Source organism: Kribbella sp. NPDC050820, from assembly GCF_040653975.1.
Lineage (GTDB): Bacteria > Actinomycetota > Actinomycetes > Propionibacteriales > Kribbellaceae > Kribbella.
The window spans coordinates 49,838-67,102 of sequence record NZ_JBFAHB010000008.1 but is presented as its reverse complement, the minus strand read 5'-3'; the positions used below and the strand labels follow the sequence as shown (position 1 = coordinate 67,102).

Below are 17,265 nucleotides of genomic sequence, written 5' to 3'. Positions count from 1 at the left end.
CGTGATTGCCTTGCGGATCGGGTTGGCAGCCCTGTTCCTGATGGTTGCCGTCACCGTGCAGACGTCCGTGCTGTCGAACATCGCGGTCGCCGGGGTCACCTGTGACCTGGTGCTGATCGTCGTGATCGCGCTGGCGTTGTCACGTGGGCCGGAGTGGGGTGCGATCGCCGGGTTCGCGGGCGGTCTGCTGCTGGACGTCGTACCGCCGGCCGATCACACGGCCGGGCGGTGGGCGTTGGCGCTGGCGATCGCCGGGTACGTGGCCGGGCTGATCCGGCGGGAGACGTCGACCGGTCCGGTCGGGCCGGTCGGTCCGTTGATCGTCGCGGCGACCGTTGTGCTCGGGGCCACGCTGTCGTTGTTCATCTACTGCGCCACCGGGTCGCTGCTGCACGATCCCTCGGTCGACTGGGGCGAGTTCGGCGTCCGGCTCGGCATCGCCGCCGGGTACGACGTGGTCGGCGCGATCGTCGTGATCCCGTTGGTGATGTGGGTGATGGGCCGCTTCGTCGCCGCCAGAGAACGCCGCCGGGTGCTGTCATGAGTTTTGACGGCTTCGAAGCCCCACTCAAAGCTCGATTGCGGTTGTTCGTGATCGGGGTGCTGGTTTTCTCCTTGTTCTGCACGTTGTTCGCGCGGCTCTGGTACATGCAGGTGATGTCCAACGAGGACTACACGCAGGCCGCGACCCAGCAGCACACCCGCCAGGTGCTGGTGCCGGCGCCGCGCGGCACGATCGTGGACTCGAAGGGCCGCACACTGGTCGGCAACCGGGTGTCGCTGGTCATCACGGTCGACCGCTCGGTGATGGCGAAACTGCCCGAAAGCCAGCAGAACGTGGTGATCGCCCGCCTGGCGAAGGTGCTCGGCCAGAAGCCGAGGGACCTCAAGGCCCGGACGATGCTGTGCGGCGAGCCCGGCGCGTCGAAGCCACCGGCCTGCTGGAACGGCACGCCGTACCAGCCGATCCCGGTCGCGAAGGACGTCAGCGAGCAGGTCGCGATCGAGGTGATGGAGCGCCGCGAGGACTTCCCGGGCGTCGCCGCCGAGTCGCAGGCGCTGCGGGCGTACCCGGCGCCGTTCAAGGTGAACGCGGCCCACATCCTCGGCTACCTGTCACCGATCACCACCGAGGAGCTCGACGACATCGAGAAGTCCGGCGGCGACTCGGTTCCGCACCGCTCCGACCTGGTCGGGCGTGCCGGTGTGGAGCGCACCTACGACAAGCTCCTCCGCGGTGCGCCGGGAGTGAAGGACGTCATCGTCGACGCGGTCGGGTACACCACCGGCGTCCAGAAGCAGACCGCGCCGGTGCCGGGCGCGACCCTGGTGACCACGATCGACGCGCGGATCCAGGCGTCGGTCGAAGCCCAGCTGCGGAACGCGATCCTGACCGCGCGGAAGCAGTACGACAAGATCACCAAACGCAAGTACGTCGCCGACTCCGGGGCCGCGGTGGTGATGGACACCAAGACCGGCCGGATCGTGGCGATGGCCAGCTACCCGACGTACGACCCGGGCGTCTGGGTCGGCGGCATCACCCAGCGCGAGCTGGACGCGTTGTACTCGTCGAAGTCCGGCACTCCGCTGGTCTCCCGCGCGCTGCAAGGACAGCTGGCGCCTGGGTCGACGTTCAAGCCGATCACGACCGCGGCGGCGATGAGTGCCGGGTACAGCACCAAGACCCGGCTCGACTGCTCGTCGTACTTCGAGGTCGGCAACCGCCGGTTCAAGAACTACGAGTCCGCGTCGTACGGGATGATCGGGTTCGACCAGGCGCTGTCGCTGTCGTGTGACACGTTCTTCTACCGGATCGCGTACGCGCTCTGGCTGAAGGAGGGCGGCAACTCCAGCGACGTGAACACCCGGGACCCGCTGGTCGAGATGGCGCAGAAGTTCGGCCTCGGCAAGCCGACCGGCGTCGACCTGCCCGGCGAGGTCAGCGGCCGGATCGCGGACCGCAAGTGGAAGAAGGAGTACTACGACTCGCAGAAGGACTACTACTGCAAGCTCGCCGACAACCCGCCGGCCGGGACGTCGGCGTTCCTGAAGCAGTTCTCCCGCGAGTTCTGCGCCGACGGCTACCGCTACCGCGCCGGTGACGCGGTGAACTTCGCGATCGGCCAGGGCGACACCACGGTCACGCCGCTGCAGCTGGCGACGGTCTACTCGGCGCTGTCCAACGGCGGCACGCTGTACGAGCCGCGCGTCGTGCAGTCCTGGGTCGGCGCGAACGGCAAGGCGCACGAGATCAAGCCGACCGTGAAGGCGAAGCTGCCGGTGTCCGCCGCCAACCTGCGCTACATCGACCGGTCCCTGAAGGAGACGGTCAAGACCGGAACGGCGGCCTGGAAGTTCAACGGCTTCCCGGTCGACCAGGTGCAGATCCGGGCCAAGACCGGGACGGCGGAGGTCTACGGCAAGCAGACCACGTCGTGGCTGGCGTCGTACACCGACCGCTATGCCGTGGTGATGATGATCAGCCAGGCCGGGACGGGTTCGGGCGCCGGTGGTGACGCGGTCCGGAAGATCTACGAGACCCTCTACAACATCAAGCCGACGCCGCCCCCCGCCGAGCAGCAGAAGCCGAGCAATGAGTAACGCCGGGTCAGGTCGAGCCGCGAGGAGGTCGCGGTCATGGCGCTGCTGACTCCGATCCGGACGCGGCCGCGGATGGACCGGCGGTCGACGGTGTGGCACGTGGACTGGGTGCTCGTGCTGGGCGTGGTCGCGTTGTCCACGATCGGCGCGATGCTGATCTGGTCCGCAACCCACGGCCGGACCTCGCTCACCGACGGGAACCAGTACGCCTTCCTGCTCCGGCACGCACTGAACTTCGCCATCGGCTCGGTGCTCGCGATCCTTGCCGCCGTCACCGACCACCGCCGGGTCCGCCTCCTCGCCCCGGTCCTGTACGCCGCTTCGATCGTCGGCCTGATCCTGGTCCTGGTGCCCGGGGTCGGCGCGGTGATCAACGGTTCGCGGTCGTGGATCCAGCTGCCCTGGTTGTCGATTCAGCCGAGTGAGTTCGCCAAGCTCGCGGTGATCGTCGGGATGGCGCTGCTGATCGCGGAGAAGGGCGAGACCGACCACCGCGAGACAGCCCGGACGATCGACGTCGCGCAGGCGATCGCGGTCGCCGCCGTACCCGTGGTGCTGGTGATGCTGCAGCCCGACCTCGGCACGGTGATGGTGCTCGGCTCGATCGTGTTCGGGATCATCGCGGTGTCCGGGGTGCCGAAGCGATGGATGCTCGGGCTGGTCACCGCCGGCGTGGTGGTCGCGGCGCTGGCGATCAAGCTGCAGGTGCTGAAGGAGTACCAGCTGGCGCGGTTCATCGCGTTCGCTGATCCGTCGCAGGACCCGCAGGGCATCGGCTACAACGTGAACCAGGCGCGGATCGCGATCGGCAACGGTGGCGTGTTCGGCCAGGGGCTGTTCCACGGTGGGCAGACGCAGAACGCGTTCGTGCCCGAGCAGCACACCGACTTCGTGTTCACGGTCGCGGGGGAGGAGCTCGGGCTGATCGGCGCGGGCGCGATCATCGTGCTGTTCGCGATCGTCCTGTTCCGCGGGTTGCGGATCGCGATCAACGCCCGGGACGCCTTCGGCCGGCTGGTCGCGACCGGCATCGTGTGCTGGTTCGCCTTCCAGGCCTTCGAGAACATCGGCATGACGCTCGGCATCATGCCCGTGACCGGCCTGCCGCTGCCGTTCGTCTCCTACGGCGGTTCGTCGATGTTCGCCTGCCTGCTGGCCATTGGTCTACTCCAGAACATCCACCTCCGCTCACACCGCTTCTAGTGTCCTGAGTCGAAAAGTTCCGACGCAGGACAACAGCGCCACGCCCGCGGCCGGGGTCCGGCGGAACGACCTGACATGTCAGGTACGCTGCTGCCTGCTCGGCCACCGGTGGGCCCGCCCGGCCCTCCAGTTTCTGGAAGGCCCTCCTCCATGACTTTGCTGAACGCGCGCCTCCGGCGCGGCGGCTTCGTGTCGTTTCCGCTCCTGCTCGTCACCGCCCTCAGCCTGTCGCTCACCGCCTGCGGTGGTGACGACAAGGACGACGCGGCCGCCCAGTCCACACCTGCCCCGAGTACGCCGGCCACGACCGCCGCACCGGACACGCCGACGGCGACCGGCACGGTGAAGCGCACTTCGGCCGAGCTCGCCAAGGCGCTGCTCGAGCAGGCGGACCTTCCGGCCGGCTACCAGCCGGAGAAGGACGACCCGGCCGGCGACGCCGAGAAGCCCTTCTCGTCGGCGAGCAGCAAGTGCAAGACGCTGGTCAAGTTCCTCAACGCCACCGAGGCGCCAGGCGCGAAGGCCACCACGCACCGGTCGTTCTCGGCCGGCCAGGAAGGCACCTTCATCGACTTCGGTCTCGATGCGATGGGCAACAGTGCCGAGGTCGCCTACCTGCAGCACGCGTACAAGAAGGCGGTCACCTCCTGCTCGAAGGTGACGATGAAGATCGGCCAGGGCAGCTACTCGATGGAGGTCGAGGAGATCGAGGCGCCGCAGTTCGGCACCGATCCGTTCGCCTTCCGCCTCACCGCGACGTCGGGTTCGCGCCGCGGCCTGGAGTTCACCGCAGCCACCACGGGCGTCGAGGACGTCGTCGTCACGGTGACCCTGCTCGCCGGCCAGGAGGGTGAGCTCGAGGGTGCGACCGAGGCCGCCGTCTCCAAGGCGCAGCAGGTGCTCAAGAAGGGCGCGTGAGCGGGGTCTATTAGGGCGCGTGAGGCGGGTCAAGCAGGGGCGCATGAGGCGGGTCAAGCAGGGGCGCATGAGGCGGGTCTAGTAGGACGCGTGAGCGGGGTCACATCCGCAACTGTCACGCCGGGCCGTCGCGAGACCGTCGTGCGGGCATGGAACAACGAATGGATCTCAGCAAGGTCGTGCCGGCCGGCTTCCGGGCCGTGTTCGGCCTGGAGAAGTACGTGCAGGGCGCGCTCGACCACTCGGTGCTCGCCCTGATCAAGGTGCGCGCCTCGATGGTCAACGAGTGCGCGTTCTGCGTGGACATGCACACCACCGACGCCCTCAAGGACGGCGAGAGCTCGCAACGCCTGTTCGGCCTGGCGGCGTGGCGCGAGTCCTCCTTCTACGACGAGCGCGAGCGTGCGGCTCTTGCCCTCACGGATGCGGTCACGCGCCTCGGACAGGGCGGCGTACCGGATGAGGTGTGGGACGGCGCGGTCGAGCAGTTCGGGACGGAGGGCGCCGCGAACGTGCTCCTTGCGATTGGCACCATCAACCTGTGGAACCGTCTGACGATCACGAGCAGGAAGCAGCCGGTGCTCGCCGCTTGACCGGCGCCCTGGACGAGTACCAGTCGGCGCGCGGGATGCTCGCGAGCCTCGCCTACCGGCTGCTCGGGAGCTGGCAGGACGCCGAGGATGTGCTGCAGGAGGCGTACCTGCGGTGGTCCGGCGTCGATCGGGCCACCGTGCACGAGCCGCGTCGCTACCTCACGAGGGTGGTGACGCGGCTCGGCGTCGACGTACTGCGGACGCGGCAGGCGCGCCGGGAGAGCTACGTCGGGGAGTGGCTGCCGGAACCGGCGCCGTCGGACCCGTTCAGCTCGGTCGACACCTCGGACCTGTCGATCGCTGTACTGCACCTGATGGAGCGGCTCACTCCGCCGCAGCGAGCGGTCTACGTGCTGCGGACCGCGTTCATGCTCCCGTACGACGAGATCGCGGAGATCCTGGAGCGGTCGGCAGAGGATTGTCGACAACTGCACAATCGGGCGATCAAGGCGCTGGACCGGGAGCGGCCGAGGTTCGAGCCGACGCCCGGTGAGCAGCGGAGGTTGTTGCTCGACTTCGTCGCGGCTGCGCGCGACGGTGATCTGCCCCGCCTCGAGGCGATGCTCAAGGAGTCGGTGACCGAGTGGAGCGACGGCGGTGGCAAGCCCCGGATCGCCCGGAAGCCGGTTGTCGGACGCGAGCAGGTCGCACAGTTCTTCGCCCGGGTCTACGCGCGCGACGACGTCAGCGTCGTACCGCTCGACCTCGTCACCGGGCCGGCGCTGGACGTCCGGGTCCCGGGGCTTCGGCATGTCCTGCATCTGGAGTTCGACGGCAACCAGGTCGCAGCCGTACGGATCCAGGCGAACCCGGAGAAGCTGTCAGCGCTCGGGTAGGGGCATCACCGTCGTACGGCGATGGTGCTCGAAGACGACCGAGCTGCGGATGTCGGCAATCTCCTGCCGCTTGGCCAGCGCCAGGACCAGATCCCGGAGCGCCTGGGTGTCCTTGACGGCCACGTGGGCCAGGAAGTCGGACGCGCCGGAGACCATGAACATTGCGAGCGTCTCGGGCAGTTGGTTGACGTAGTCCTGGAACGCGGTCGCCACCGCCATCGCCTGCGGCCGGAGCTTGATCGAGATGATCGCCTGGGTGGAGCGGTCGATCGCCCGCAGGTCGACCTCGGCGTGGTAGCCGCTGATCACCCCGCGATCGCGGAGTCCGCGGATGCGCTCCAGGCAGGTGGACGGGGCGATGCCGAGCTCGGCGGCCATGTCCCGGTTGGTCCGGCGCGCGTCGTTCTGCAGGATCCGCAGCAGCGCCGTATCAAGTTCGTCCATGACAGGAAGTTTGGCAGACATGCCGAACGATGTTCGCTCGGGCATCCACAATGCTGGCCAAGCGGCTAGCTTGATGCCCGTGCTGACGAACAAGCTGGTCGTGGTCATCGCGGCCGAGGCGCCGGTCGGCGTCGCCCTGAACACGGCCGCGTTGCTCGGCGTCGCGCTCGGCCACCACCACCAGGACGTGGTCGGCCCGGACACCGAGGACGCCTCGGGAAACCCACACACGGGGATGTGCGCGTATCCGATTCCGGTCCTGCGCGCCTCCGCGGAGCAACTGCACGAGCTCCGGGCCCAGGCCGCGGCCCGGGACGGCGTGACCGTGCACGACATGAACCAGATCGCCCAGCGGGCGCGGACCTACGAGCAGATGTCGGCGACGTTGAGCGGCACCAAGGCCGAGGACGTCGAGTACTTAGGCCTCGGCCTGTTCGGCCCCCGCGCCGCGATCGACTCGCTCACCGGCGCGCTCGCTCTCTATCGCTAGCCAGAGCTGCAGCCCAAGTTAAAGCCGTAGCTCGATGCGGCCGACGGGTTGGCCGCCACCGAGGACGGGGACCTCGAGCAGGTCAGCGGCCGCCGACACGTCCACGCTGCACTTGCTCAGCAGCATCAGCCCGAGCGCCGTCGTGGCCCGCGGACTACCGTCGATCACCTTGACCGCAACCGCGTGACCGTCCGGAGTGGCCATCGCGATGACCCCTTCGGCGCCGCCCTTGGCGATGACGCCGGGCAGGTGCTGCATCACGAGAGTGTTCTGGTGACCGCGACCGCCGACGAACTCCGGGTACGAGCGCATCGCCTCTGCCACAGCGTGTTCCGGCGTACCGGATGGCGCTGTGGCGAGGCGGCTGAAGCTGAGCGCCAGGCCGCGAAGCGGTACGCCGACCAGCGGTGCGCCGCAACCGTCCACGGTGACGACTCCGGTCGTTGCCCCGGTCAACCGTTCGATCTCGGCGATGATCGTCTTCTGCACCCTGCTGGACGGATCCAGGTAGCCGGCCGGGTCGTCGGCAGCCGTCAGCATCGCCGCGTGCTTGCCCGAGCAGTTCATCAGGACCCGGGACGGACCGATGCCTGCAGCAACCAATCGGTTCCGGGTGTCGGTGTCCTCGGGCAGGTCCGGCGGGCAGCCCAGCGCACCACGGTCGAGGCCGGCGCGCGCCAGCATCCGGTCGACCACGGCGACGTGCCGGTCCTCGCCGGTGTGGCTGCCGGACGTGATCGCGGACTCCTCACCTTGGAGCGCGGCGCCGGCCACGATGCACCCGACCGCCTGCAGCGGTTTCGTCGTGGATCGCGGGAGCACCACCGCGTCCACGTCCCCGACGGCGACGACCGGCGTACCGGCGGGATCGATCGCGACCGCGATCCCGAAGTGGCGGCTCTCGACGAAGCCGCCACGCACCACCGCCGCCAGTTCGCCCACGGATTCCAGGCCCGGCACACCCTGAGTCATGCCGCGGAGAGTAGCAGCGTCCGTAGGGTGGGCCTATGCGACTCAACTATGCGGAGACCGGTCCCGCCGACGCGCCCGTGGTTCTGCTCGGCTCCTCGCTCGGGACGACGCACGCGATGTGGGCGCCGCAGGTCGGCGTCCTGTCCGAGCGGTTCCGGGTGATCGCCTTCGACCACCGTGGGCACGGGGAGTCCGAGGCGCCGGCCGGGCCGTACACGATCGACGACCTCGGCGGCGACGTACTCGAACTGCTCGACACACTGAGCGTGGAACAGGCGTCGTACGTCGGGATCTCGCTCGGCGGCGCGGTCGGTTTGTGGCTGGCCGAGAACGCACCCGACCGCTTCCACCGCTTCGCGCTCCTCTGCCCGCCGTGCAGCCCGGCCGACAACGCCCAGATGTGGACCGAGCGAGCCGCAACCGTGCGCGCCGAGGGCACCCAGGCGATCACCGACGCCACCCTGGAGCGCTGGTTCCTGACCGACTTCACCGACACCGACGAAGTGCGGCAGCAACTCCTCGACACTCCGGACGAGGGGTACGCCGCGTGCTGCGAGGCGCTCGGTACGACGGACCTGCGCGCCAAACTCGGCGACATCACGGCACCCGTCCTGCTGGTCACCGCCGAGCAGGACACCTCGATCCCACCCGAGACCGTCATCCCGCTCGCCTCAGCCATCCCCGGCGCCCACCTCGAAATCATCGAACACGCCGCCCACCTCGTCACCTACTCCCACCCCAACACCATCAACCCGCTGCTACTCGCCCACCTGAGCTAGCGCCTGCGTACGCAGCCGGAGATAAGACGTAGTCGCGAGTTCCTGCACCGGGCTCCGCAATCCTGCGCCCCGGCCAGCAGCAAGGTGTCGCTGACTCAGTCGAAGGACCAGGCCGGGCAGTCCCTGCCGAGAACGGTGCGGTGGCCCGCCCAGTTGCTGTGCTCAAGACGGGCTGGATCGAGGGTGTCAGGGTAGCCGCCGACCAGGCGATAGCCCCAGGTGAACGCGGCAATCGGCTGCAGCGTTCGCGTCCGGATGACATCAGGTGCGATGACGAGGAAGGCGTCGGCGCGCCAGGTGCCGTCGGGGTGGTCGGGGTTGGCGGGGGCGTCGAAGAACGTCGGCAGGTGGCCGTAGCTGTAGAGCGGGGTGCCGGCGAAGTACGGGAGTACGTCGACCGAAACGTCGCCGTCGAACTCCCGGGTGATCACCTGGACCCAGCCCATGATCGCGTTGATGCCGTGGCCGTGATATCGCAGGGTCGCCGTGCAGACTGGGAATCCCCGGATCGATTCGGCGTCCAGGTCTGGAACGACCAGTTGATGCCCGGAGGCCCACGGGTCGTCGTTCGGGACGACCCGGATCGCGATCAGGCCGCGGTGGCCGCGGGTCTCGAACGGGACTGACAGTTCTCGGCGCATTCGCGTACTCCTCTTGATTGTTCAAGCAATTCTTCTACGGGGGTTGGGGAATTGCGGGAAGTTCACTGCCGCGGGGTGAAGCCTTGTGTGGGTGGGCGCGGGGGAGGAAGGTGAACGCAGAGCAGTGGCTTGGGGGCAGGCTGTTCGGTGGGGGAAGGCGGGCAGGACCGCCTTCGATCGAGGGGCGGTCTGGGGGTAAACCTTTTCGGTCCGGGATCGCGCTGATCCCGACCTGCTCGTCGCCCCCGCGGGAGGGGGAGAGATGCCGAGAAAGGCGAACGGGCGCGCGGACAAGCACCGCGACGACGACTACCGGATGCCCGGCGAGGCGCCGGCGACCGGTTCGGCGGCCAACGGGATGCCGCAGGCGAACGGCATGCCCGGTGGCGACCGGATGTCCACGAGTGGGTCGGGCGGCGCCGGTGACATGCCGGCCGGGATGGGCGGACCGGGCGCAGGACCAGGTGCTGGGGCAGGTGGCGGGGCAGGTGGTGGTGGCGCGGCCGGGATGAGCGGCGGCGGCCAGGCCGGTGGAGCCGGGATGAGCGGTGGCGGTCAGGCCGGCGGTGCTGGGATGGGTGGCGGAGCCGGAGCCGGTGGTGCAGGTATGAGCGGCACGGACGGGCGGACCGAGACTCCGAGCAGGCGGCAGTGCGGCGTGATGGACGTGCACCGCAGGCTGCTTTCCACCTCCCCTGAGTACGCCGCCGCCCGATCGGCGCTCGAGAACGCGACGACGCAGTACGTCTCCCGCCAGGAACGTTTTGCCGGTATAGCGCGGATTCCCTGCGTCGTGCACGTGATCTGGAAGACCGCGGCGCAGAACATCTCGCAGGCCCAGATCGACAGCCAGATCGACGTGCTGAACCACGACTTCCGGGCCACCAACGCCGACCTCGGCATCGTGCCGGCGGCGTTCACCGGGCTGATCGCGGACGCGCGGATCGAGTTCTACCTGGCCACCGAGGACCCGGACGGCAACCCGACCACCGGTGTCACCCGGACCCAGACGACCGTCAACGGCTTCGGCTCCGACGACAAGGTCAAGTCGTCGGCGACCGGCGGGCACGACCCGTGGCCGGCCGACCGGTACCTGAACATCTGGGTGTGCCAGCTCAGCGGCGGCCTGCTCGGGTACGCGCAGTTCCCCGGCGGCCCGGCCGACACCGACGGCGTCGTCATCCTGCACAGCGGGTTCGGCACCAACGGTACGGCGGCCGCGCCGTTCGACCTGGGCCGGACCACGACGCACGAGGTCGGGCACTACCTGAACCTGTTCCACATCTGGGGCGACGACGGCACCGGCTGCAGCGGCAGCGACGAGGTCGCCGACACCCCGAACCAGGCCGGCCCGAACTTCGGCGTACCGACGTTCCCGCACGTGACCTGCAGCAACGGGCCGAACGGCGACCTGTTCTACGACTACATGGACTACACCGACGACCGCGGCATGGTGATGTTCACCGACGACCAGGTGGCCCGGATGGAGGCCTGCCTGGACACCGTGCGGTCGAGCCTGATCGCCGGCGCGGTCGGTGCCGGAGCGACGCCGGAACCGGCGGGCTCGGTGGTGGCGTGGGGCGCGAACCGGCTGGACGCGTTCGTGCTCGGCACGGATCTGGCGATGTATCACAAGTGGTGGGACGGATCGTCCTGGGGACCGTCCGTCGGCGGTTACGAATACATGGGTGGTATCTGCATGAGTGCTCCTGAAGTCGCGTCCTGGGGGCCGGACCGGCTGGACGCGTTCGTCCTCGGCACCGACCACGCGCTCTATCACAAGTGGTGGGACGGGTCCGCCTGGGGACCGTCGGTCACCGGCTACGAATACATGGGCGGCATCTGCATGAGCCCGCCGCGGCTGGCCACCTGGGGACCGGGCCGGCTGGACGCGTTCGTGCTCGGCACCGACCGCGCGCTCTACCACAAGTGGTACGACGGCTCGAGCTGGGGACCGTCGCTGACCGGGTACGAGTACCTCGGCGGGATCTGCATGAGCCCGCCCGAAGTCGTTGCCTGGGGCGAGAACCGGCTCGACGTGTTCGTGCTAGGCACCGACAACGCGGTCTACCACAAGTGGTGGGACGGCTCGGCGTGGGGACCGTCGGTCGACGGCTACGAGTACCTCGGCGGCGTCTGCGCTTCGCCGCCGCGGGTCGTTGCCTGGGGCGAGAACCGGCTGGACATGTTCGTCATCGGCACCGACTCCGCGCTGTACCACAAGTGGTGGGACGGCTCGGCCTGGTCGGGCTGGGAGTACATGGGCGGTGTCTGTACGACGGCGCCGACCGTCGTCTCGTGGGACTCCGACCGGCTCGACGTGTTCGTGCTCGGGACGGATTCCGCGCTGTACCACAAGTGGTGGGACGGGTCCGCCTGGGGACCGTCGGTCACCGGGTACGAGTACATGGGCGGCATCTGCACCGACGAGCCGCGAGTGGTCTCGTGGGGCGCGAACCGGCTCGACGTGTTCGTCACCGGCACCGACAAGCAGCTCTACCACAAGTGGTGGGACGGCTCGGCCTGGGGGCCGTCGGTCACCGGCTACGAGGCGCTCGGCGGCATCATCAGCGACTTCAAGGTGACCGTCCCGGAGACCCCGGCCTCGATCGAACAGGTGGTGCTGAGCTGACCGGGCACGTGAAAGGGCGGTGGACGCATTCCTTCGAGGAGGACCACGACGGGATCAGCGTCTATCGCCCCGACGACTTCGCCTTCCCGCCGGCCCGGGGCCGGCGGGGGGTGGAGTTCCGCCCGGACGGCACGTTGGTGGAGTGGGCGATCGGCCGCGGGGACGCGCCCGAGGCCCGCCCGGACGGCCGCTGGGACGCCAGCGGCCGGATCACCGGCGGTCTGCAGGGCGCCGGCCGCATCGTGACGGCCGAGCCCGGCCGGCTCGAGATCATCTGGTCCGAATGACTCTCCTTGGCAGGAACGCATGAGCAAGACGACGAACCCGGTCCGCTACCTAGTGGTGCCGACCACGGAGGCGGCCGAGGCCCAGCAATCCGCGCGCTTCGGTGACCGCACGATCCTGTGGGGCCCGCAGTCGGAACACCTCGGTCGCGCATCGCGGACCGCACCCGGCCTGTTGCTGGTCACGCAGGTGGGCGGGAGCTTCCAGCACGACTACCCGGACGTGAAACCGCTGCTCGACCACGGTCGGCATCTGGTGATCTCGTCCGCCGACCGACCTCGCCGTAGGTCCAACAACTGCTGGCGGGTCGAGACGCTGCGCGCAGGTACGACGGTCGTCGACGTGGCAGCGCCGTCCGCGGCCCGGGTGGATCCCGCGGTTGCGGCGTTGGTGGCCGAGTTGTCGCCGACGTCGTACCAGGCCGATCTGACCTGGTTCGCGAGCCTGCCGACGCGGCACTCGCTGAGTGCGGGGTTCGGCACCGCGGTGGACTTCGCCGCGGCCCGGATGGTTGCCCTCGGCTACGGAGTCACGCGGACGACGGTCACGGTCGGGGCGGGCACGTCGCAGAACCTGATCGGGGACCGGCCCGGGACCGGTGGTGGGGGACTCGTGCTCATCACCGCGCACCTGGACTCGGTGAACCAAGCGGGCGGTCAGGCCGCGAGCGCACCTGGTGCGGACGACAACGCGAGCGGTTCAGCCGGCGTGCTCGAGCTGGGCCGGCTGTTGTCGACGCGGTCGTGGCGGCACGACGTACGGTTGATCCTGTTCGGTGGCGAGGAGCAGGGGCTGTTCGGCAGCAAGCAGTACGTCGCTTCGCTGCCGCAGGCGGAGCGGGCGCGGATTCGCGCCGTACTGAACATGGACATGATCGCGAGCAGGAACACGGCGGTGCCGACGGTGCTGCTCGAAGGTGCACAGGTGTCGTCGGGTCTGATGACCGCCCTGGCGACCGCGGCTGCGACGTACACCGGGCTGAAGGTGGAGACGTCGCTCAACCCGTTCGCGAGCGACCATGTGCCGTTCATCAACGCCGGGATCCCGGCGCTGCTGACGATCGAGGGCGCGGACAGCGCGAACGGGCACATCCACACCTCGACCGACACGCTGAACTTCCTCGACTGGGCGCTGTCCGCCGAGATCCTGCGGATGAACGTCGCCGCCCTGGCCGGCTGGCTCGAGCCAACCGTCACCACCCCTCGCACCCGGCCGCGCCCAGCGGGCTCGGTCGTCTCCTGGGGGCCGGGTCGCATCGACGTCTTCGCGGTCGGCATGGATTCGGCGACGCACCACAAGGCGTACGACGGAACCTGGCACGACTTCGAGTCCCTCGGAGGAGTTGTACTAACCTGACGCACCGTGTGGAGCGGATGCCTGAATGCGCGTGACATCGGCGGCCTACCGACCAAGTACGGCGTACTGACCCGGCACGGGACCGTGTTCCGGACCGACTCACCGGACAACCTGGACACCGAGGGCCGGACCGGGTTCCTGGACGCCGGCGCCGGGCTGGTGCTCGACCTGCGCTCGGACTGGGAGCTGACCCAACCACATCTGCTCGACGGCTCGGCGTCGTACCAGCGGATTCCTTGGATCGACCCGGTGGCCGACGAGGCCCGGGATGCCTCGGCTGAGCGTGTGCTCGCCGACACCTACCGCGGCAGTCTCGACCGCAACAAGGCGCAGGTCGCAAAGGCCTTTCGCGCGCTGATCGACGCACCGGCCGATGCGCCAGTGGTGGTGCACTGCAGGTCGGGCAAGGACCGGACCGGGCTGCTGATCGCGCTGTGGCTGGACCTGGTCGGCGTACCTCGGGACGTGATCGCGGCCGACTACGCGGTGAGTGAGGAACGGCTCGGGCTGGTGGCGCGGCTCGCCGAGCTGCCCGACGACGAGCGGCCGGCCGCCGAGATCCTCTGGCGGACTCTGCCGTCGACGATCCTCGACTCGCTCGACCACGTTGACCGGACCTACGGCGGCGTGCGGTCCTACCTGGCGGCGTGCGGGCTGACGGAGGTGGAGGTCCATCGACTGGTGGTTCGGCTCGTGCCGGTGGACGTGCGGGCTGTGGTGTTCGACTTCGACGGGTTGTTGATGGACACCGAGACGACGATGGTCGAGAGCTGGCGGGCGGAGTGGGCCCATCACGGGCTCGAGCTGGATCTCTCGGACTTCTGGCCCGGTCATGGTGGTGACATCACCGAGACGCGGTACGAGTTGCTGGCCGCGGCGGTCGGGGCCGGCTTCGACCGGGCGGCGAGCCATGCGCGGCGGACTGCTCACCGGGATGCGATGCACCGGGAGCTGGACTTCCGGCCGGGGATCCGGGCGTGGATCTCGGCGGCGCGGGAGCTGGGGTTGAAGGTGGCGATCGCGAGCAGCTCGCCGCGGCCGTGGGTGCACGGTCACCTGGAGCGGGTGGGTGCTCTCGAGTGGTTCGACGAGGTGGTCACCGGTGACGAGGTGGCGGCGCACAAGCCGGACCCGGCGATCTACGAGCTGGCGTTGCGGCGTCTCGCCGTACCTGGCTCCGCGGCGATCGCCGTCGAGGACACCGCCCACGGCGTAGCGGCCGCCCAAGCAACCGGCATGTACGCCGTCGCCATCCCCAACCCCTACGTCACCCCCGCCGCAGTCGAGGCCGCCGACCTGGTCCTGACCACCGCTGCCCAGCTTCCGCTCACCGACCTGCTCCACTCGGCATCGACGCCGCGCAACTGACCACGCCCCGCCGCGCCCCCCGGGCACTGAGCATTCGAGGGGATATCCCCGCGAATCGTGTCTTCTCCCCTGGTACGGGAGGGGAGAACCCGGCGTTCGGGGGGATATCCCCTCGAACGCGCGGACGGGAGGCGGGGGGCTAGACGACTGAGAGGGGGAGGAGTTTCTTGCCGGTGGGGCCGATTTGGATTTCGGTGCCCATTTGGGGGCAGACGCCGCAGTCGAAGCAGGGGGTCCAGCGGCAGTCCTCGACCTCAATGGCGCCGTCCTCCTCGAGGGAGTCCTGCCAGTCCTCCCAGAGCCAGTCGCGGTCCAGGCCGGAGTCGAGGTGGTCCCACGGCAGGACTTCGGCGTACTCGCGCTCGCGGGTGGTGTACCAGGCCAGGTCCACAGGCTCGTCGGCGAGCGCCTTCTCGGTCGCCGCGACCCAGCGGTCGTAGGAGAAATGCTCGCTCCAGCCGTCGAAGCGGCCGCCGTCGCGCCAGACCTGCTCGATCACCCGGCCGACGCGGCGGTCGCCGCGGGACAGCAGGCCCTCGATGATGCCGGGCTTGCCGTCGTGGTACCGGAACCCGATCGCCTTCGCGTAGTTCTTGTCCGAGCGGATCGCGGCCGCGAGCTTCGACAGCCGCGCGTCGGTCTCCTCGGCGCCGAGCTGGGAGGCCCACTGGAACGGCGTGTGCGGCTTCGGCACGAATCCGCCGATCGACACCGTGCACCGGATGTCCCGCCGGCCGGCCGCCTCGCGACCGGTCGCGATCACCTTCTTGGCCAGGTCCGCGATCGCCAGCACGTCCTCGTCGGTCTCGGTCGGCAGGCCGCACATGAAGTACAGCTTCACCTGCCGCCAGCCGTGGCTGTAGGCCGCCGCGACGGTCCGGATCAGGTCCTCCTCGGTGACCATCTTGTTGATCACCTTGCGCATCCGGTCCGACCCGCCCTCCGGGGCGAAGGTCAGGCCGCTGCGCCGGCCGTTGCGGGAGAACTCGTTGGCCAGCGTGATGTTGAACGCGTCGACCCTTGTCGAGGGCAACGACAGCGAGACGTTGGAGCCCTCGTACCGGTCGCCGAGGCCCTTGGCCACGTCGGCGATCTCGCTGTGGTCGGCCGAGGACAGGCTGAGCAGCCCGACCTCCTCGAACCCGGACTGCTTCAGCCCGTTCTCGACCATGTCGCCGATCGTGGTGATGCTGCGCTCCCGCACCGGCCGGGTGATCATGCCGGCCTGGCAGAACCGGCAGCCGCGGGTGCAGCCGCGGAAAATCTCCACCGAGTACCGCTCGTGCACGGTCTCGGCCAGCGGGACCAGCGGCTTCTTCGGGTACGGCCAGGCGTCCAGGTCCATCACCGTGTGCTTCGCGGTCCGCCACGGTACGCCGGGACGGTTCGGCGCGACCCGCTTGATCCGGCCGTCGGCCAGGTACTCGACGGTGAAGAACCTCGGGATGTAGACGCCGCCGGACGCGGCCAGCCGCATCAGCACCTCGTCCCGCCCGCCGGGGCTGCCCTCGTCCTTCCACTCCCGGATGACCTCGGAGATGGCCAGCACGATCTCCTCGCCGTCACCGAGGACGGCGGCGTCGATGAAGTCGGCGATCGGCTCCGGGTTGAACGCCGCGTGCCCGCCGGCCAGCACGATCGGGTCCGCGTCGGTCCGCTCGGCGGCGTACAGCGGGATGCCGGCCAGGTCGAGCGCGGTCAGCATGTTGGTGTAGCCGAGCTCGGTGGAGAACGACAGCCCGAACACGTCGAACGCCCGGACCGGCCGGTGGCTGTCCAGCGTGAACTGCGGGATGCCGTTGTCCCGCATCACCTTCTCCATGTCCGGCCAGACCGAGTAGGTCCGCTCGGCCAGGAGGTGGTCGCGCTCGTTCAGCACCTCGTAGAGGATCTGCACGCCCTGGTTGGGAAGCCCGACTTCGTACGCGTCCGGGTACATCAGCGCCCACCGGACGCTCACCGAGTCCCAGTCCTTGCTGACCGAGTTCAGCTCACCGCCGACGTACTGGATCGGCTTCTGCACCTGCGGCAGCAACGCCTCCAGGCGCGGGAACAGCGATTCGACAGTCATCCCAAACTTCCGGTCAGCGGATCAGAGCGCCTACCAGGTTAACGCCGCAGCCGCCGTACGCCGGAATCGAGCGTGA

The 17,265-nt window shown here is 69.2% G+C and carries 16 protein-coding genes; 12 read left to right on the top strand and 4 right to left on the bottom strand.

The window, feature by feature from the left end; translation table 11 throughout:
• Position 1: 1 nt before the first annotated feature.
• The 6 genes from mreD (at position 2) to AB0H36_RS10060 (ending at position 6,151) form a co-directional block, all read left to right on the top strand.
• Positions 2-544 (top strand): rod shape-determining protein MreD, encoded by a 543-nt coding sequence (gene mreD / locus AB0H36_RS10085; RefSeq protein ID WP_360519608.1) that lies wholly within the window; start codon positions 2-4, stop codon positions 542-544.
• Positions 541-2,601, top strand: coding sequence for a penicillin-binding protein 2 (gene mrdA, locus AB0H36_RS10080; protein ID WP_360519606.1), 2,061 nt, complete (start codon positions 541-543; stop codon positions 2,599-2,601). Before mreD ends, mrdA begins: the two co-directional genes overlap by 4 nt.
• A gap of 36 nt (positions 2,602-2,637) precedes the next feature.
• The gene (gene rodA, locus AB0H36_RS10075; protein ID WP_360519604.1) at positions 2,638-3,804 is read left to right on the top strand and encodes a rod shape-determining protein RodA; all 1,167 of its coding nucleotides are present in this window, start codon (positions 2,638-2,640) and stop codon (positions 3,802-3,804) included.
• A gap of 150 nt (positions 3,805-3,954) precedes the next feature.
• Positions 3,955-4,722, top strand: a complete 768-nt coding sequence (locus AB0H36_RS10070) for a hypothetical protein (RefSeq protein WP_360519602.1) — start codon at positions 3,955-3,957, stop codon at positions 4,720-4,722.
• 161 nt (positions 4,723-4,883) lie between these two features.
• The gene (locus AB0H36_RS10065; protein ID WP_360519600.1) at positions 4,884-5,315 is read left to right on the top strand and encodes a carboxymuconolactone decarboxylase family protein; all 432 of its coding nucleotides are present in this window, start codon (positions 4,884-4,886) and stop codon (positions 5,313-5,315) included.
• Positions 5,264-6,151 carry a sigma-70 family RNA polymerase sigma factor gene (locus AB0H36_RS10060; protein WP_360519598.1) on the top strand — a complete coding sequence of 296 codons (888 nt, stop codon included), beginning with the start codon at positions 5,264-5,266 and terminating at the stop codon, positions 6,149-6,151. The genes AB0H36_RS10065 and AB0H36_RS10060 overlap by 52 nt, the downstream gene beginning before the upstream one ends.
• Here AB0H36_RS10060 and AB0H36_RS10055 read toward each other — a convergent pair.
• Positions 6,137-6,595 (bottom strand): Lrp/AsnC family transcriptional regulator, encoded by a 459-nt coding sequence (locus AB0H36_RS10055; protein WP_360519596.1) that lies wholly within the window; start codon positions 6,593-6,595, stop codon positions 6,137-6,139. The genes AB0H36_RS10060 and AB0H36_RS10055 overlap by 15 nt on opposite strands.
• A gap of 79 nt (positions 6,596-6,674) precedes the next feature.
• On the opposite strand from AB0H36_RS10055, the gene AB0H36_RS10050 reads away from it, so the two are divergent.
• A complete protein-coding gene (locus AB0H36_RS10050; RefSeq protein WP_360519594.1) occupies positions 6,675-7,085 on the top strand; it encodes a DUF2000 domain-containing protein in 411 nt (136 codons plus the stop codon).
• Positions 7,086-7,103: 18 nt separating this feature from the next.
• Here AB0H36_RS10050 and AB0H36_RS10045 read toward each other — a convergent pair whose 3' ends face one another.
• Positions 7,104-8,057 (bottom strand): asparaginase, encoded by a 954-nt coding sequence (locus tag AB0H36_RS10045; RefSeq protein WP_360519592.1) that lies wholly within the window; start codon positions 8,055-8,057, stop codon positions 7,104-7,106.
• A gap of 35 nt (positions 8,058-8,092) precedes the next feature.
• On the opposite strand from AB0H36_RS10045, the gene pcaD reads away from it, so the two are divergent.
• Positions 8,093-8,836, top strand: coding sequence for a 3-oxoadipate enol-lactonase (pcaD, locus tag AB0H36_RS10040; RefSeq protein WP_360519590.1), 744 nt, complete (start codon positions 8,093-8,095; stop codon positions 8,834-8,836).
• A gap of 95 nt (positions 8,837-8,931) precedes the next feature.
• Here pcaD and AB0H36_RS10035 read toward each other — a convergent pair whose 3' ends face one another.
• A complete protein-coding gene (locus tag AB0H36_RS10035) occupies positions 8,932-9,477 on the bottom strand; it encodes a hypothetical protein (protein ID WP_360519588.1) in 546 nt (181 codons plus the stop codon).
• 262 nt (positions 9,478-9,739) lie between these two features.
• Here AB0H36_RS10035 and AB0H36_RS10030 point away from each other — a divergent pair, with 262 nt between their 5' ends.
• The 4 genes from AB0H36_RS10030 to AB0H36_RS10015 are packed head-to-tail and all read left to right on the top strand — an operon-like array spanning position 9,740 to position 15,118.
• Positions 9,740-12,109: a M43 family zinc metalloprotease gene (locus AB0H36_RS10030; RefSeq protein WP_360519586.1), complete on the top strand. Its 2,370-nt coding sequence runs from the start codon at positions 9,740-9,742 to the stop codon at positions 12,107-12,109.
• Positions 12,110-12,117: 8 nt separating this feature from the next.
• The gene (locus tag AB0H36_RS10025; protein ID WP_360519583.1) at positions 12,118-12,396 is read left to right on the top strand and encodes a hypothetical protein; all 279 of its coding nucleotides are present in this window, start codon (positions 12,118-12,120) and stop codon (positions 12,394-12,396) included.
• Positions 12,397-12,415: 19 nt separating this feature from the next.
• Positions 12,416-13,750 (top strand): M20/M25/M40 family metallo-hydrolase, encoded by a 1,335-nt coding sequence (locus tag AB0H36_RS10020; RefSeq protein WP_360519580.1) that lies wholly within the window; start codon positions 12,416-12,418, stop codon positions 13,748-13,750.
• Positions 13,751-13,756: 6 nt separating this feature from the next.
• Positions 13,757-15,118, top strand: a complete 1,362-nt coding sequence (locus tag AB0H36_RS10015) for an HAD-IA family hydrolase (protein ID WP_360519577.1) — start codon at positions 13,757-13,759, stop codon at positions 15,116-15,118.
• A 139-nt stretch (positions 15,119-15,257) separates the two neighbouring features.
• Here the strand turns inward: AB0H36_RS10015 and AB0H36_RS10010 are convergent, their stop codons facing one another.
• Entirely contained in the window at positions 15,258-17,189 is a 1,932-nt protein-coding gene (locus AB0H36_RS10010; RefSeq protein WP_360519575.1) for a TIGR03960 family B12-binding radical SAM protein, read from the bottom strand.
• Positions 17,190-17,265: the final 76 nt, after the last annotated feature.